Origin of the sequence: Paenibacillus mucilaginosus 3016 (assembly GCF_000250655.1) — a bacterium.
GTDB lineage: Bacteria > Bacillota > Bacilli > Paenibacillales > NBRC-103111 > Paenibacillus_G > Paenibacillus_G mucilaginosus.
The window spans coordinates 4,544,636-4,562,195 of sequence record NC_016935.1; the positions used below are offsets into that span (position 1 = coordinate 4,544,636).

The following is a 17,560-nucleotide window of genomic DNA, read 5'->3' on the forward strand; positions in this document are numbered from 1 at the left end:
GGGCGCTGCCGTTGATGGCCCCGGCTGACCGGGGTCCGGTCTTCAGTCCGATACCGGTCAACCGGGTTGTGGTTGTCTTCTGCCGGTTACAGCAGCTCCAGCAGCTCTTCGATGCTCGCGTACGCTTCCTCGGTCAGCTCCCCGTCGCTGTAATCGCTCAGCGTCCGTTCCCCGGTCTCCCGGGCTGAACAGTGGGCGATGAGTTCGCGGAGCGCGCACAGGATGCCGGCCAACAGCCGGTCCATCGTGTCCGGCGCAAATTCGCGGGGATCGTGCTCGAGCCGCAGATGCAGTTCGCCGCCGTGGATCATGGCCGTGAGCTCGATGGCCGCAGGCCTCTCTCCTTCCGGCGACATCATCTCGCCTGTGCCGTACGGGGAGAGACCGAACAGACCGTCCTGCAGCTCGCCGTCCGTTTGGCCCAGATAATTGAAGAGAATCTCGGCCGGAAGCGCGGGCAGAGCTGCTTGCAGGAGCTCCGTGAGGAGTCCGTAGCCGAGCCCCTTGTCCGGTATGCGCCGGAGCCCGTCCTTGACGCTGCGGATGGCTTTCGACAACTTGTTCTGCGTCATCCCGTCTTCGGTCTCGGAGACCGGGTCCATTACTGCTCCGCCTACATCGAGCAGCGCCGGATACAGCGCCGTGAACCAGCCTACGGTTCGGGAGACGTTCAGTCCGGACGGCAGCGCATCGCGGCCGTGGCTCTCCAGGGTGACCCGGAACCGGCTCCCGCCGGTCCATTCCTTCAGCGCCAGCCCGAGGGCCGTGAGGAGAAGCTCCTCGGGATCCGTCCCGTAGGCATGGTGGACTTCTTTTAACAGCCGCTGGGTATCCGCGTTATCCAGCTTCGCTTCCGTGTAGCGGGCGTCCCGGCGCAGACGGACCTGCAGCATTTCCCCATCCTTGGGCAGGCTGTCCGCCTCCGTGCCGGCCATCGTTCTCCAGTACGCCTCTTCCTTCTTCAACCGGCCGCTCTCGGCGTACTCCCGCAGGACAGCCGTATAAGCCAGGTAAGAGTCGGTCTTGGGCGGCAGAGGGACCGGGGCAGCCGAGGCTGACCCGCTGTACAAGCTTCCGAGATCCTCCAGCAGAATGCGCCAGGAGACGCCGTCCACCGCGAGGTGATGAATGGCGATGAGCAGATGGTCTCCATCGGCCGCCCGAAACAGGCCGAGCCGAAGCAGCGGGCCTTCTTCGAGATTCATCCCGCGCTGCAGCGCTTCGGCTTCTTCGTGAATGCGTCCGGACGGGTCGGCATATTCCCTTACATCGCAGATGGCAAGGCTCCACAGCTTCTCCGGCTCTTCGGTTCCCCGGAACCGCTGAACGCGCCTTCCCTCCTTCACGGGGAAGACGGTTCGCAGCGCGTCATGGTGCTCGACGAGCCGGGACACCGTGGCCCGCAGCCGTTCGGGGTCCCAGCCTTCCCGGCGGTACAGCATGAAGGCCTGGTTGAAGTGATGCGGCTCCCGGCGCTGCGTGCGGAAGAACCAGGACTGCACGCTGCTAAGCTCCGCTTCTCCCTGGACGGCATCCTGCTGGGCCGTCAGCCGGGCGGCCCGAACCAGGGGCGCCAGCTCCCCGAGGGTCGGATACTGGAGCAGCTCGCGGACGGACAGCTCCCAGCCCTGCCCGTGCAGACGGGAGACGATCTGCAGGCCCTTGATCGAATCGCCGCCAAGCTCGAAGAAGTTATCGCGCAGGCCCACCCGGCCGCTGCCGAGCAGCTCCTGCCAGAGCTCCGCGAGCAGGAGCTCCATCGGCTCGCGGGGCGGAACGTATTCCGTCTCCGTCCGGCCGCCGGCTATCGGAAGCGGAAGGGCCCGGCGATCGATTTTGCCGCTGGGGGTCAGGGGCATCGCCTCCAGCCTCGTGAACCGGGACGGGATCATGTGGGCCGGGAGCAGCCGTGCAAGCTCCTGCCGCAGCGCAGCCGTGCCGGACTCCCCCTCTGCCACGAAATAGGCGCAGAGCTCGCTGTGACCTTCAGCCGGAGCGGCAGCGGTCACTGCAGCTTCGCGGACGAGGCCCGTCCGCAGCAGAGCCGCTTCGATCTCGCCCGGCTCCACCCGGTGGCCGCGGATCTTAACCTGATGGTCGATCCGGCCGAGGTACTCGATATTCCCGTCGGGCAGCCAGCGGGCCAGATCGCCGGTACGGTACATCACGCCGCCGGGCTCGAACGGGTTCGCGGCGAATTTCTCCGCGGTCAGCTCCGGCCTTCTCCAGTACCCGCGGCCTACGCCGACGCCCGCGATGCAGAGCTCGCCGGGCACACCGACGGGCTGCAGCTGTCCGAGCGGGCTCACGATATACAGCCGGATATTGTCGATCGGCCGGCCGATCGGCACGCGTTCGAGCCGCGCGTCCGCCGAGCAGTCGAAATAGGTCACGTCCACGGCCGCTTCCGTCGGGCCGTAGAGGTTGATCAGCCGGGTGCCGTTCGGCTCGTGAAGCATCCCGTGGAACCGGCCAGCCTGCGGCAGCGGCAGCGCTTCGCCGCTTGCGAACAGGTACCGGAGACCGGCCAGCCGCGCTTCGCATGCCCGCTCCTGTACATGGTCGAGGAAGGCCTGCAGCATGGAGGGTACAAAATGGACTGCGCTCACCCGCTCCCTTTCGATCGTTTCGACCAGCAGGGACGGGTCTTTTTCACCCCCGGGGGCCAGCAGGCAGAGGGCCGCACCGGCGACCGGCCACCAGAACAGCTCCCAGACGGAGACGTCGAAGGTGAACGGCGTTTTGTGCAGGAGCACATCCCCCGCGCTGAGCGGAAAAGCCTTCTGCATCCAATGAATCCGGTTGACCGCCGACCGGTGCTCGATCATGACGCCCTTGGGCAGGCCGGTGGAGCCGGAGGTGTAGATCACGTACGCGAGATCGTCCGGCGAAGCTCCGTCCATTGAATTAGGCCAAGACTCATCCAGGTTCGCACCGTCAGTGAATAGGATACTTGCGTTCCACTCGTCACCATCGCCGGCATAATTCCCGTCCAGCATCAGGATGCGTCCCGTATAGGCCGCCAGCGCCTCGGCCGCTCCCGCTTCCGCAGCTGCGGAGGTGTGCGTCAGGAGCAGCGCCGCTCCGCTGTCCTCCAGCAGATAAGCAATGCGCTCCGCCGGGTACCCCGGATCAACCGGCAGGTACGCTCCCCCGGCCTTCAGGATGCCGTACAGGCCGATAATGGTTTCGAGGGACCGGTGGGCCAGGACCGCGGCCACGGCTCCCGGCCCTACCCCTTCCCTGCGAAGCTTCGCCGCCAGCCGGCCGGCACACTCATTCAGCTCCGCATAGGTCAGCCTGGTGCCGTCCGTCCCGATGACCGCTGTATGGCCGGGCGTGCGGCTGGCCTGTTTTTCGAAGAGCGAGATCAAGGTTTCGCCGGATGGGAAGCCGGCTTCGGTATCGTTGAACCCGTACAGCAGGGTCTGGCGTTCCGCTTCGTCCAGCCACTCCAACTGCTTGATCGTGCGGTGAGGAGCGCCAGCCGCATCTTCCGCCAGCCGCTGCAGATAACCCGCCCACCGCTCGATCGTCTGCGGCAGGAACTGGTCCGCATCGTATTCCATCATGCAGCGGAGGCGGCCCTGCTCCTCGGAGACGTACAGCGCCAGGTCGACCTTGGCCGTCCCCGGGTCAATCTCGTATTCGGTCAGAGTGAATTCTGAAGTGCGCAGCGTCTGCTTCTCCATATTCTGCAGGACGAGCATCGCATCGAAAAGCGGATTGCGCCCCGGGTCCCGGCGCTGCGGCAGCTTGTCCACGAGCTCCTCGAACGGGTATTCGCCGTGCTCGAACGCCTCAAGCACCGTCTTCCGCACGGCGGCCAGGAACGTATGAAGTGTCCATTGCGGCTCAGGCCGCACCCGCATCACCAGCGTATTGACGAAGACGCCCGCCATCCGCTGAAGCTCCGGCCGGAAGCGTCCGGCGTCCGGGGTGCCCACGGTCAGCTCTTCGGCTCCCCCAAGGCGCGACAGCAGGATGGAATAGACGGCCAGGAGCACCATATAGAGTGTGGTTCCCGTTTCCTGGGTCAGCCGGTACAAGGCTGCGGTCGTTTCTTCCCCGATCTCGAAGAAGGCCCGCCCTCCGGCAAAGGTCCGGACGGCCGCACGCGGCGCGTCGCCGGGAAGCTGCAGTACGGGAAGCTCGCCGCCCAGCTGCGCCAGCCAGTAGGCCTCGAGGGCTTGGGAAGCCCCGCTCTTCAGGAGGGCACGCTGCCACACGGCGTAATCCTTGTACTGCAGCTCTATTGCCGGCAGCGGTTCCCCGGCGTACAGCCTCATGAATTCATCCGTAAGGACGCTGAGGGTAACCCCGTCGGAGATGATGTGGTGCATGTCAAGAAGCAGCCAGGCTTCCGCCGTGCCCTGCAGTTCGATCAGTCCGGCCCGGAACAGCGGAGCTTCGCTGAGGTCGAATGGCCGGACAAAGGCGTGGATCAGATCCTTCGCCGCCCCCTCGCTATCGGCTGCATAACGGGTGATGCTCACCGGAACCGGCGGCAGGATCCGCTGGACCACCTCGCCGTCCTGCAGCGCAAAGGCGGTCCGCAGCGCTTCATGCCGCCCGGTCAGGCGGGTCAGCGCCTCCTCCATGCGCCGGATGTCCGGGCGGCCCCGGAGAACGAAGACGGCCGGCATATTGTAGCTGATCCCTGCGCCCTGGAGCTGCTGCAGCACGTACAGCCGCTTCTGCGCGGATGAGACCGGATAGGCCTCCTGTGGAAGAGCCGGCCGCAGATCCCCGCCGTCCGGAAGCACCGGCCGCCGGGCCGCCGCAGCAGCCATGCCGCTCAAGGTAGGATGCTCGAAGACATCCCGCAGCGACAGATCCCAGCCCAGATCGCGTCTTACCGTCTGGATCAGGTTGACGGCCTTGAGCGAATGGCCGCCGAGGTCGAAGAAGGACTGGTTCCTTCCGATCACCGGATGACCGAGCACCCCCGACCATACGGCCGCCAGCCTCTGCTCCCGCTCGCCGGCCGGCCATTCCATTGCTTCCGCTGCCGGGTGGAACGCTTCGGGGCGCGGCAGCGCCCGCCGGTCCACTTTGCCGCTTGGCGTGAGCGGGAGCCGGTCCAGGGAGGCGTACCGGGCCGGAATCATGTAGGCCGGGAGCGTATGCGAGAGCGCCTCCCGCACCTCGCCGGGTGTCCAAGAGGCTCCCGGGACGCTCACCACGTAAGCGCAGAGCTCGGTCTCTCCGTCCGCATCCCGGACGGGGGCCACCACGGCCTCGGAGACAAAAGGCAGCTCCGACAGGCGGGCCTCAATCTCGCCCGGCTCGATCCGGTAGCCGCGCACCTTGACCTGGTGGTCGCTGCGTCCGAGATATTCGATCGACCCGTCAGCCAGCCGCCGCGCCCGGTCGCCGGAGCGGTACATCCGCTCCCCTGCCCGGAACGGGTCCGGCAGGAAGACGGAGGCCGTCAGCTCCGGCCTGCCGAGATACCCGCGGGCCAGTCCCACGCCGGCAAGATAGAGCTCGCCGGGGACACCGACCGGCTGCTGCTGTCCGGTCGGGCTGAGCACGTACAGCCGCATGTTATCGATCGGCCGTCCGATGGGCACCGGTCCCATGCTGTCCTTCTCCGTGACGTCATGATAAGACACGTCGACCGAAGCCTCCGTCGGGCCGTACAGATTATGCAGCGTCGTGCCGCGGGGCCGGGTCAGGAGGCGCAGGAAGCCCTCCGCGTGCCAGGGCTGAAGCGCCTCCCCGCTGGCGAAGACGCGGCGCAGGCTGGACAGGCCCCGGGTGCCGCCGGGTGTCCCGGCGTGATTCAGGAACGCCTGCAGCATGGACGGGACGAAATGCATCACGGTGACGCCGCCCGTTCTTACGGCCTCCACGACGGCGGCCGGATCCTTCTCTTCCCCTGGGGCGAGCAGGACGATCCGGGCGCCGCCCAGCGCCCACCAGAACAGCTCCCAGACGGAGACGTCGAAGGTGAACGGCGTTTTGTGCAAAATGGCGTCTTCCGGACCCAGCGGATACTGTTTCTGCATCCAGTGCAGACGGTTCACGATCGAACGGTGCTCGATCATGACGCCTTTCGGCCGGCCCGTCGAACCGGAGGTGTACATGACATACGCCAGATGCTCCGGTCCGGCAGAAGCGCTGTCTGCCGCTTCCTGATCTTCGGGTGTGCCGGCCGGCCCCCCCGAAGACTCCGTCAGCCGGCCCTCCGGCGTCAGCACGATCACCGCCGCTTCGGAGGCCGCCGAAAGGACCTCGTCCCTTCCCCTGTCGTCGCTGAGCACGACACGTGCTCCGCTGTCTTCCAGCACGTAGTCTAGACGTTCCTGAGGCCACTCCGGCTGAATCGGCAGATAGGCGGCTCCGGCCTTGAGGATGCCGAGGATCCCGGCCATGAGGGCCAGCGAACGTTCCATCCGGATTCCTACGATCTCATCAGGCCCCACCCCTCTTCTCCGGAGGGCTGCGGCCACCCGGTCCGAGCGAAGATTCAGCTCGCCATAGGTGAGGCTCCTGTCCCCGAACTGTACGGCGGGAGCGTCGGGGCAGGCTTGAGCCTGCTCCTCGAACAGGCCGTGCAGCGTCTGCGTGCGGGGGAAGTCCGCTTCCGTTGCATTGTCGGATTCAAGGATCCGCTGCAGTTCCTTTTCCCCGATCCGCTCGAAGCTTCCCAGCTGCCGGCCGGGCCGGCTGACGATGGAGCCCAGCAGTTTCTCGAGGTGCCCCGCCCAGCGTATCACCGTTTCCGGCAGGAACAGGGTGGAGGCGTACTCGAACACGAAGTCGATCCCCTCTTCCGACTCGGCAGCATAGAGGGAGAGATCGAATTTGGAGGCCGTATGACTCACCTCCTGCGCCTCGACTTCAATGCCCGGCAGGCTCCACTCCGCCGTTCCCTGCGGCTGCAGTGCGAACAAGGTATCGAAGACCGGGCTGCGGCTGAAATCCCTGCGGATCCCAAGCGCCTCCACAAGCTCTTCGAACGGATAGTCCGCGTGGTCGAAGGCGCCCAGAGCCGTTTGTTTTACCTCTTCGAGATAATCCAGGAAGGACCTGGACGCTTCGGGACGCAGCCGCATGGCGGCGGTGCCTGTAAACAGCCCGAGCATCGAGGCTAACTCGGCCCGCGGCCGGCCGCTGACCGGCGTGCCCACGAGCAGCTCCTCCTGGCCGGCGTACCCTGACAGCAGCACCCCGTAGGCGGCCAGCAGCACCATATACAGGGTGCTCCCGGTCTCCCGGGCGAGAGCTTTCAGCGAAGCGGTCAGCTCTGCGCCGATGGAGAACGGGATGCGGCCGCCTGCGAAGTCTCTGTACCTCGGACGGGGCCGGTCGAGCGGCAGCTCCAGCACGGGCAGCTCCCCGTCCAGCGCCTGCAGCCAATACTCCCGCTGGGCGGCGTAGTGCCGCCCCTCTCTCCATGAGGCCTGCCATACCGCATAATCGCCATACTGCAGCTCCGGCGCCTCCAGCGCCTGCCCGGCGTAGAGCAGGGACAGCTCCCGGGTGAAGAGCCCCACGGATAAGCCGTCCGTGATCAGGTGGTGCATGTCGATCAGCAGCCGGTATGTTTGTGGGCCTGTACGAAGCAGTGCGGCCCTGAATAAGGGGGCTGTTCCCGGGTCGAACGGGCGGACAAATCCTTCCGTCCATGCCTCGGCACCCGCTTCATCGGTTTCCGCATAAACCAGAGGGACCTCGAGTTTGGCGGCGGCCCGCTGCGTGAAGCCTCCTTCGCCGCCGGCCGCAAACGAAGTGCGGAGAATCTCATGGCGGTCCATCAGCTGCTGCAGCGCGGCCTTGAACCTGTTCACATCCAGGCTCCCCCGGAGCCGGAAGGCGGCGGGAAGATTGTAGCTGAGCTGCGCCCCTTCGAGCTCATGCAGGATGAGCATCCGCCGCTGGGCGGACGAGACGGGATAGGTTCCCCGGGCATCCTGCCGCCGGATGGCCGGCAGCTCCCCGGTTCCTTCCGTTTCCTGCAGCCGGCGGGCCAGCTCCCGGATCGTAGGATGGCTGAACAGCTCGCGCAGCGGAAGGCGGATGCCCCCCTCCTGCTCCAGCCGGGCGGCGAAGGTCATCGCACGGAGCGAATGCCCGCCGAGCTCGAAGAAGCTGTCGTCCACGCCGATGCGCTCCACGTCCAGGACCTCCTGCCACAGGCCGGCCAGCATCCGCTGCGTCGCGGTCTCCGGCGCCTCGTAGCGGCGGCCGGCATGCAGGGATGCGGACGGGGCGGGCAGTGCTCTGCGGTCCAGCTTGCCGCTGGGCGTGAGCGGCAGGCGCTCCAGCGGCACGTAATAATCCGGAACCATGTAAGCGGGCAGTACCCCTGCCGCATAGGCGCGGATCTCCGGGGCGTTCAGTGTGCCGCCGGCAGCCGCGACAAGGTAGGCGCACAGCTGCCCGGCTCCCTCCCCGCCGGTGACGACGGTGACGGCCGCCTCGAGAACCTGCGGGTGCCGCTGCAGCATGGTTTCGATCTCCCCGGACTCCACCCGGTGACCGCGGATCTTGAGCTGCTGGTCCGTGCGGCCCAGGTACGCATAAGTGCCGTCCGGCAGCTTGCGGACCACGTCTCCTGTGCGGTACAGCCTCTCCCCGGGCACGTGCGGATGCAGGATGTACCTCTCGGCGGTGCGGTCCGGAGACCGGTAATAGCCGCGCCCGACACCTGAGCCCGCAATGAACAGTTCACCCGGCGAGCCTTCCGGCACGAGCTGCAGCTCCCGGTCCATCACATACAGCCGGGTGCCGCGGATCGGCCGGCCGATCGGCGGAAGATCCGGCAGGGAATCCTCCGGCCGAAGCGTATGCGTCGTGACGACATGGGTCTCCGATGGCCCGTAATGATTGTGCAGCGTGACGCCGTGCAGCTTCATATGTGCGCGCAGCTCCGCTGGAATCACCAGCTGTTCGCCGGCCGTAACGATCTCGCGGACCCCGGACGGGAACCTGGACGCATACACGGGACTGCCGAACAAGGTTCGAAGAAGGGCCGGCGGCCAGAAGACGGTGCGGATCCCTTCCCGGTCAAGATAGTCGAGCAGCAAGGACGGATCGCGGCGCGTCTCGTCGTCCAGCACGTGAAGCTCGCCCCCGGAAAGGAGGGTGGTGAACACCTCCTGGTAGCAGACATCGAAGCCTTGCGAGGCGAACTGCGCGACCCTTCCCGTGCAGTCGGCCCCGCCGCCCAGAATCTGATCCTCGAGCAGGGTCAGCAGGTTCCGGTGCTCGAGCATGACGCCTTTGGGGACACCGGTCGTGCCCGAGGTGTAGATGACGTAGACCAGGTCCCGGCTCTCGTTAAGGGGATCGGGATTGCCGGAGCCAAGGTGCGGTCCTTCTTCAAGCAGCTCAGTGTATTCCAGGGGAGTCACTCCCGCCCTGATCTGCCGCATGGAAGGAATCCGTTCCTGCATGGGTCTGCTGGTCAAAATGAAGTCCGCGCCGCTTTCCGAGATGACACGTTCTATGCGCTCTCCGGGATAAGCGGGGTCCACCGGCACGAGCGTCCCGCCCGCCTTCAGAACGCCGAGGACGGCGGTGATGAAGGAGGCTGACCGCTCCAGGAGAAGGACGACTGGGACTTCCCTGCCGGCCCCTCTGCTCCGCAGGGCATGGGCGATGCGGTTCGCCTCGCTATTCAGTTCCGCGTAGGTCAGGCGGGTCCCTCCGCAGACGACGGCCGTCCGCTCCGGCAGAGCCTCCGCCTGCGCTTCAAACCAGGCTTGGACGGTGGGGTAGCGCGGCATACCGGCCTCAGGCCCCTGATCTTCGTGCAGGACGCGGCGTCTCTCCTCCCCGCTCAGCAGATTCAATCCGGCGAGAGTCCGGTTCTCCGGCATCTCTGCCGTGGCGGATTCCAGCAGGCGGACGAAGCGATCCGCCCACATCTTCACCGTCTGCGCACGGAACAGCGCAGTGCTGTACTCGAGCACCAGCCGGAGGGTACCCCCCTCCTCATAAGCTGCCAGCGTGAGGTCAAACTTGGCGGTCCGCAGTCCCGCCTCTACGGGCTGCAGCACCAGCTCCCGGCTTGCCAGGTTCGCGAGCTCCATATTGTGGAGCACGAACATGGCGTCGAAGAGCGGGTTGCGGCTGACGTCGCGCGGGAGTTCCAGCAGCTCCACGATCTCCTCGAACGGCAGCTCCCGGTGGGCCAGCGCACCAAGCACCGCTTCCTTCACTTCACCGAGATAAGCTGCGAACGGTTTGTCCGGTGCGGGATACAGCCTTAGCGGCAGGGTGCCGACGAACATGCCGACCGTCCCTTCCAGCTCCTTGCGCGGTCTGTCGGATACCGGAGTGCCGATCATGACCTCTTCCTGGCCGGCATGCTTGGACAGCAGCAGGCCATAGGCTGCGAGCAGCAGCATGTACAGGGTCATGCCGTTCTCCTGCGCCAGCCTGCGGACCCGGCCGGACAGCTCGGGACTCAGGGCAAACGTGTGATGTTCCCCTTCGAAGCGCTGCGCCAGGGGGCGCGGATGGTCGGACGGCAGCTCCAGCACCGGTAGCTCTCCGGTCAGCGCGTTCCGCCAGTAGGCTCTCTGCTCCTCCCTGCGCTCTGCGTCGGCACCGGAGGTACGCCATACGGCATAATCCTTGTACTGCAGAGCGGGGGCAGGCAGCGGCCGCCCTTCATACAGCTCCAGCCACTCCCGAAGAAGCAGGTTCACCGACGTGCCGTCGGCGATCAGGTGGTGGAGGTCGATGAGCAGCAGGTGCTCCCCGAAGCCGCCGTCTGCCAGACCCACCCTCAGGAGAGGAGCCTGGCCCGGATCGAATGGACGCAGGAAGGCTTCCATGACCCTCCCCAGGCGGACTTCGTTTGCATCCCCTGCATCATCTCTCGTATCCTCGGCTGCTTCCAACGATTCCTTCAGGTTCGGCGGGCAGAACTCTTCCACTTCCAGCTGGGCGTCATCGGCGATGTACTGGACGGGCTGATCTCCCACCGTACCGAAATAGGTCCGGAGCGCTTCGTGCCGCTGGACCAGCTCACGGAACGACGCGGCCAGACGGCTCTTATCCAGCGCTCCCTTCAAGCGCAGGACGGTAGGCATATGATAGGCCAGGCCCGCGCCTTCGAGCCCGTGCAGAGCCAGCAGCCTGCGCTGCTCCGGGGTAACCGGGTAATACGGGGCCGGCTCAGCCGGTCCGATCTCCATCTCCGGCCGGTCCGGCGCTCCTCCCTCCTCCAGCAGACGGGCAAGTCCGGCTGGGGTCGGCTGCCGGAACACTTCCGCCAGATAGAAGCGGCGGCCCCAGCGGGCCTCCACCCGGGCCAGCAGCCCCATCGCCTTGAGCGAATGGCCGCCGAGCTCGAAGAAGGAATCGTGACGCCCAACCCTCTCCTGTCCGAGCACCTCGGCGAAGAGGCCGGCGAGCTCCTGTTCCAGCTCGGTGAGCGGCGCTTCATAACGGCCTGCCGGGGCATGAATGCGCTGCGGCCGGGGCAGCGCCCGGCGGTCCGGCTTGCCGCTTGCGGTCAGCGGCATCGCTTCGAGCTGCACATAGTAGGCAGGCAGCATATAATCCGGCAGGAGGCCGGCCAGCGCCTGTTTGAGGTCTGCAGGGCTGTAGGTCATCTCCGCAGTGAAATACACGCTCAGCCGGGAGGCCCCTTCCTCCTCCAGCACGGCTGCCGCAGCTTCCCTCATGCCGGGCAGACGGAGCAGCGCGGCCTCGATCTCGGCCAGCTCAATCCGGTAGCCGCGGATCTTGACCTGCTCGTCGCGGCGGCCCAGATATTCCAGCGTGCCGTCCGGCATCCAGCGGGCCCGGTCCCCCGTCCGGTACAGCCGTTCCTCCGGAACAAAGGGGCTCCGAAAGAAGGAGACGGCGGTCTCCTGCGGCCGGTTCCGGTAGCCCTCGGTAAGTCCCGGACCTGCGATACAGAGCTCGCCCGGCGTGCCTGGGGGCAGCGGCGCTCTTGCTTCGTCGAGAACATAGATGCGGCTCCCCGCAACCGGCCGGCCGATGCTCATCTCCCGTGCCCGTCCGGCGTCACGCTGAATGGTGGTGACGATGCTGTTCTCGGTCGGTCCGTACTCGTTGACAAGTTCGGTCCCGTGGCTCCAGGCGGTGCTTCGGGCTGCCAGGGCACGGGTCAGCGGGGCTCCGCCGAGCGTTACCGTACGGATGAGCAGGGATTCCTCCTCCCCGAAGACATCCAGCAGCGCCTGATACAGGCTCGGCACGCAGATGAGGTGCGTGACCCGCGAACGCCGTACGGCTTCCCGGATCCGCTGCGGGTCCCTGCGCTCTTCCCTGTCCGGCAGCACAGCGCGGGAACCGCTGATCAGCGGGGTGAAAAAGCTGCTGATAAACGCGTCAAACGTGTAATCGAGCAGCGGGAGCACGGCATCCTCCGCGGTCAGACCGTACGCGTACCTGCGCCACAGCAGGGTTCCCGAAACCGCGCCATGCGTGATCGGGACACCCTTGGGCACACCCGTGGTGCCCGAGGTATAGATGAGATAAGCGAGATCGGCCGGATCGGGAAGCAGGTCTTCCCCAGGAAGAGCTGTTCCGCCCTCCGACTCTTCACCGCCAAGCAGTTCGTCCAGATCAGCCACCGCGGTTCCGTGGAGCTCCCATGCAGCCAATAGGGACCCGGTCTCCGCGGCCAAATCCGCTGTAGTCAGCAGCACCTCAGCCCCGCTGTCCTCCAGGATGCTCCTAAGCCGCTCTGCCGGGGCTGCGGGATCGACCGGCACGTAGGCCGAGCCGGCAAGCCAGACGCCGAGCACGACCGCAGCGAGCCGGGCCGACGGCTCCAGCATCAGGGCCGTGACGCTGCCGCGCCCGGTTCCCCGACGCCTCAGCCCGCGTGCAATCCTCTTCGCCTGGAGACGAAGATCACCATACGTCATGGACTCCCCGCCGCATTCGACCGCCGTGCGGTCCGGCACCAGCCGGGCCATCTCGAGCAGCAGGCCGGCGGTCGTACGGGAATCCTGCGGCCGCCGGCTGACGCGGTTCCAGTCGGAGAGCATCCGCCGCTCCGACTCCGGCAGCAGCTGCGGGTCGCCAAGGAGCCGCTCGGGCTGCTCCGCCACGGCCTCCGCAAGAGCGGCAAACCGGTCCATCAGCCGCTCGGCCGTGCGGGCGGAGTGACGGGTGACGCGGTATTCCGCCAGCAGCCGGATGCCTTCTTCATCCTCCCAGGCGTGCAGCGTGAGATCGAACTTCGCGGAGCGGTGGTCCAGCTCGTAGGGACGAAGGTGAAGTCCCGGCAGACGGACTTCAGGCAGCTCCATGTTCTGCATCACAAATGCCGTCCCGAAGAATGGATGGCGGCCGGGTACACGGTCCGCCTGCAGCTTCTCGGCTGCAAGCTCCAGCGGGTATTCCTGGTGCTCGAAGGCGGCCAGCGCTTCGGATGCCGTGGACCGTAGATAGTCGCGGAACGACAGGCCCGCCGCCGGCCGTACCCGCAGGGGCAGCAGATTCACGAACATGCCGAGCGTGCCCTCGAGATCGGCATGGGGACGGGCTGCCGCCGCCGTTCCGAGCAGGAAGTCATCCTGTCCGGCCGTTCTCCCGAGCACCGCTCCGAAGACGGACAGCAGCACGGAGTACAGCGTCGTGCCGTTCTCCCGGGCGATCCGTTTCAGCTTGTCCGCCGTCTCCCTCTTCAACCGGAAGCGGTACAGAGCTCCGGTATCGTCAGCTTCAGCCGCGGCCTTCGCATCGGCTTCATCCAGCTCCGGAAGCTGCAGTACAGGAGGGAGCTCCTTCAGCCGGTCCAGCCAATAAGCCTCCTGCTCCCGGAGTGCTCCGCCGAGCAGCCTGGAACGGTGCCATACCGCGTAATCCTTGTACTGCACCCGCGGACGCTCTATGTTTTGGCCCAGGCACAGGTCCGTAAACTCCTGTATGAGTATGCCGAGCGAGGTGCCGTCCACAGCCGCATGGTGCACATCAAGGAAGAGCAGCGACCGGTCCGGGCCGAGCTCCACCTTTTCCACGCGGATCAGGGGCAGCCGGGATACATCGAAGGGGCGGATCCGCTGCCGGATCAGGGAGTGCACCTCCTTCTCCTCCGACGACCATACGGGAATTTCCAGTTTAAAAGGCGGATGCACCTTCTGCACCCAGCCCTCCCCTTCCTCATGGAAGGTAGTCCGCAGCGCTTCATGCCGCTCGATGATCCGCTCCAGGGCCTCCTTCCAGATTCGCTCATCCGCCGGCCCTTCGACCAGCAGAGCCGCCGGAATATTGTAGTCGGTACCGGTGCCGTCGATCCGGCTGGCGAGCAGCACCCTCATCTGTGCCGGGGATACCGGGTAACCGGTCTGCTCCTCCGCTTCAGGAATGCGTGCGGCAAGCGAAGCCTCCGGCTTCTTCAGCTCCTCAAGACCGGCGGCCAGCTCTGCGATGGTCGGCGCTGCGAAGATTCCCGCTAGCGGCACATGAACTCCCAGATGTCTTGAGATCTGCGAAGAGAGCCGTGCAGCCTTCAGCGAGTGCCCGCCGAGCGCGAAGAAATCGTCGTGGATGCCGATGCGCTCTACGCCGAGCAATTCCTGCCACAGGGCCGCGAGCCGGCGTTCGGTTTCGCTTCGGGGAGCCTCATAAGCAGCTCGGGAACCGCCTGCCTCGGGCGCAGGAAGCGCTCTGCGGTCAATTTTGCCGTTGGGGGTCATCGGCAGCCGGTCGAGCACCATCCAGTAAGCGGGCAGCATATAGTCCGGCAGCGCTTCAGCCGCATGGGCGCGCAGGTGATACAGATGGTGACGGAGCTCCTCCGCCGCCTCGGGACGCGGAACAATATAGGCGGCAAGCTCGGCCGCACCGTCCCGCTCGACATCCGTGACGAACGCTTCCTGCACGTGGGGATGCTGCAGCAGGCGGTGCGCAATCTCCCCGGTCTCGATCCGGTGGCCCCGGATTTTGACCTGCCCGTCGATCCGTCCGAGATATTCGAGCTCTCCGTTCTCGAGCCTTCTGGCGAGATCGCCCGTACGGTAGAGCCGCCCGCCGGGGAGCTGCGGATCGGGCAGGAACCGCTGCCGTGTCAGCTCTTCCCGGTTCAGGTAGCCGCGGGCGACCCCCTCGCCTCCGACATAGAGCTCGCCTGCCACCCCGACGGGCACGGGACGCTGCCGCTCGTCAAGCACATGGCAGGTCAGCGTCGGAATCTGCCGGCCGATCACGCTTGCACCGGACGCCAGATGGCCGGCAGCGAGCTCCTTCCACGTGACATGCACGGTGGTCTCCGTAATCCCGTACATGTTGACGAGACGGACGGCGGGATACGCTGCCGCCCAAGGGGCAAGCCGCACCGGCTGCAGCGCCTCGCCGCCCAGGATCACGGTGCGCACCGCCAGCTCCGGAGCGGGCACGCTGCCGCAGGCCTCCTGAATCAGCGCGTAGAAGGCGGTCGGCGTCTGGTTGAGGATGGTGACGCCCTCCTCCCTGCACAGCTCGAGGAAAGCCGCAGGGTTCTGCGCCGTTTCCTTCGGCACGATCACGCAGGTACCGCCGTAGAGCAGAGCCCCGTACATTTCCCATACGGAGAAATCGAAGCAGAAGGAGTGAAAGACGCTCCACACGTCATGGGCTCCGAAGTCGAACGGCATCCGGTCATGCACAAGCAGCCGGACGGCATGCCGGTGCTCGATCATGACTCCCTTGGGGGTGCCGGTCGTTCCCGAGGTATAGATCACGTAGGCGAGATCCTGTGGACGATTCACCGCCGGGAGGTTGTCCGCGTGCTCGTCCTCTCCCTCCATACTCCACATGTCCTTCGTATAGATGACGGCAGAGACGCTCTCCGGCAGCTCCCATTCCTGCCCGTCAGACGCAGACGGGGTCCCTGGGAACGAACCGTCGGTAACGAGCACCCGGGACCGGGAGTCCTCGAGCATAAAGCGGATGCGGTCCGGAGGATAGGCCGGATCGATCGGAACGTAGGCGCCTCCGGCCTTCAGGACGGCCAGCATGGCCGTCACGCTATCCGCCGAGCGTTCCATCAGCAGGGCCACCAGCGTGTCGGGGCCGACTCCCTGCTCCCGGAGCGCGCGGGCCATCCGGTTCGCGCGCCGGTTCAGCGCACGGTAGCTGAGCCGCTCCCGGCCGCAAACCACGGCCGTCTTGCCGGGATGGAGCCCGGCCTGCCGCTCGAAGAGCGAGGTCAGCGTCGCTTCGCGCGGGTAGTCCCCCTCTTCCCCGGCTGTCATGGCGAGCAGAGCTTTATTTTCCTCCCCCGTTATATAGTCCAGCTCCCCCGCCAGGCCGCTCCGGATAACGTACCGCAGAGGCAGCCAGCATACGAAGATGGCCTTCCAGACGGCGGAAGATCCCACGGTCAAAGGCGGAGGGCCGGTACACGCAGCGCACGGTGAGTTCCCGGCCCGGATGAACGGTCACATGGACGTCATAGTTCGTCTCCTCGTGCCACTCCAGATCCGTCACCGTACTGCCCGACGAGGCGGCGAGCAGCGAGTCCCGGTCCAGCGGGTAGTTCTCGAAGGCCACCACATGATCGAACAGCGGACTCCGCCCGCCGTGCAGGGCCTGAATGGCGTAGAGTGGATACGCCTCGTGGTCCGCTGAGGCCAGAACATCCTGCTGAACCTCCTGCAGAATGGCGGAAAAGCTCCGGCTCCCTGCCTGCACACGGACCGGGACCGTGTGGATGAACAGGCCCAGAGCCTGCTCGATGCCCGGCAGCCCGGCAGGCCGTCCTGCCACGACGGACCCGAAGACCGCATCCTCCGTTCCGCCGTAGCGGTGCAGGAGCACGCCCCACAGCGTTTGGAACACCGTGCTCAGCGTCACACCGTGTGCCTGGGCGAGGGCGTTCAGTTCGCCGGTCAGCTTCTCATCGAAGGAGAACGAGTACGTCTCTACCGGACTCTGCGTTCCTGCAGAAACGGAGGCAGGCCTTGTACGGGGCAGGCCGCTTATCCCTTCCACCCCCGAGAGATAGCTCCGCCAGTAAGATTCGGCTGCCTTGTCATCCCGCCCGGACAGCCAATGGAGATACCGTCCGAACGCAAAAGCGGGTGCCTCAGGCGTATAGGCATTCCCCTTGACATGCGCCGTATAGCCGTCGAACAGCTCCCCCAGCAGCAGGCCGAGCGACCAGCCGTCGAGCAGGATATGGTGGAAGCTGAGATGAAGCGCCGAGCTTCTCTCCCCGAGCCGGATCGCCGTAAGGCGCACGGGTACTTCTCTTGCGAGGTCAAATCCAATTCTGCGGTCCTCCCCGGCGAAGTCCGCCAGCCTCTTCTCCTGCCCGTCAGGCGGAAGGTGACGCCAATCCTCTTGCCGGATGTTCACCGGACGTTCCTTCAGCACGACCTGCAGCGGCTTATCCGTGTTCGAGGCACGGAAGACCGTCCGCAGAACATCATGGCGCTTCACGAGGCCCAGATAGCTTTCCCGCAGCGCCTCCACGCTCAGTTCGCCGCTGAACCGGATCAACAGCTGCTGGACATAGGCGCCCGTCCCGCTGTCCGATTGCGAATGAAACAGCATGCCTTCCTGAAGCGGAGTTAACCCATATACGTTTTGAATTTCGATTTTCGAGGTCATTCGGCCTGTCCCTTCTCCCGTC

2 protein-coding genes are annotated in these 17,560 nt (G+C 66.0%); both read right to left on the reverse strand.

Annotated features, from left to right (window positions below; genetic code table 11):
• Positions 1-86 precede the first annotated feature (86 nt).
• The gene (locus PM3016_RS19340) at positions 87-16,304 is read right to left on the reverse strand and encodes a non-ribosomal peptide synthase/polyketide synthase (protein WP_238540616.1); all 16,218 of its coding nucleotides are present in this window, start codon (positions 16,302-16,304) and stop codon (positions 87-89) included.
• Positions 16,192-17,538 carry a condensation domain-containing protein gene (locus PM3016_RS37505; protein ID WP_081484337.1) on the reverse strand — a complete coding sequence of 449 codons (1,347 nt, stop codon included), beginning with the start codon at positions 17,536-17,538 and terminating at the stop codon, positions 16,192-16,194. Before PM3016_RS37505 ends, PM3016_RS19340 begins: the two co-directional genes overlap by 113 nt.
• Positions 17,539-17,560 lie beyond the last annotated feature (22 nt).

Excerpts from the sequence above, each read along its gene's own strand:
- PM3016_RS37505 (WP_081484337.1), bottom strand. The coding sequence starts at position 17,538 with ATGACCTCGAAAATCGAAATTCAAAACGTATATGGGTTAACTCCGCTT.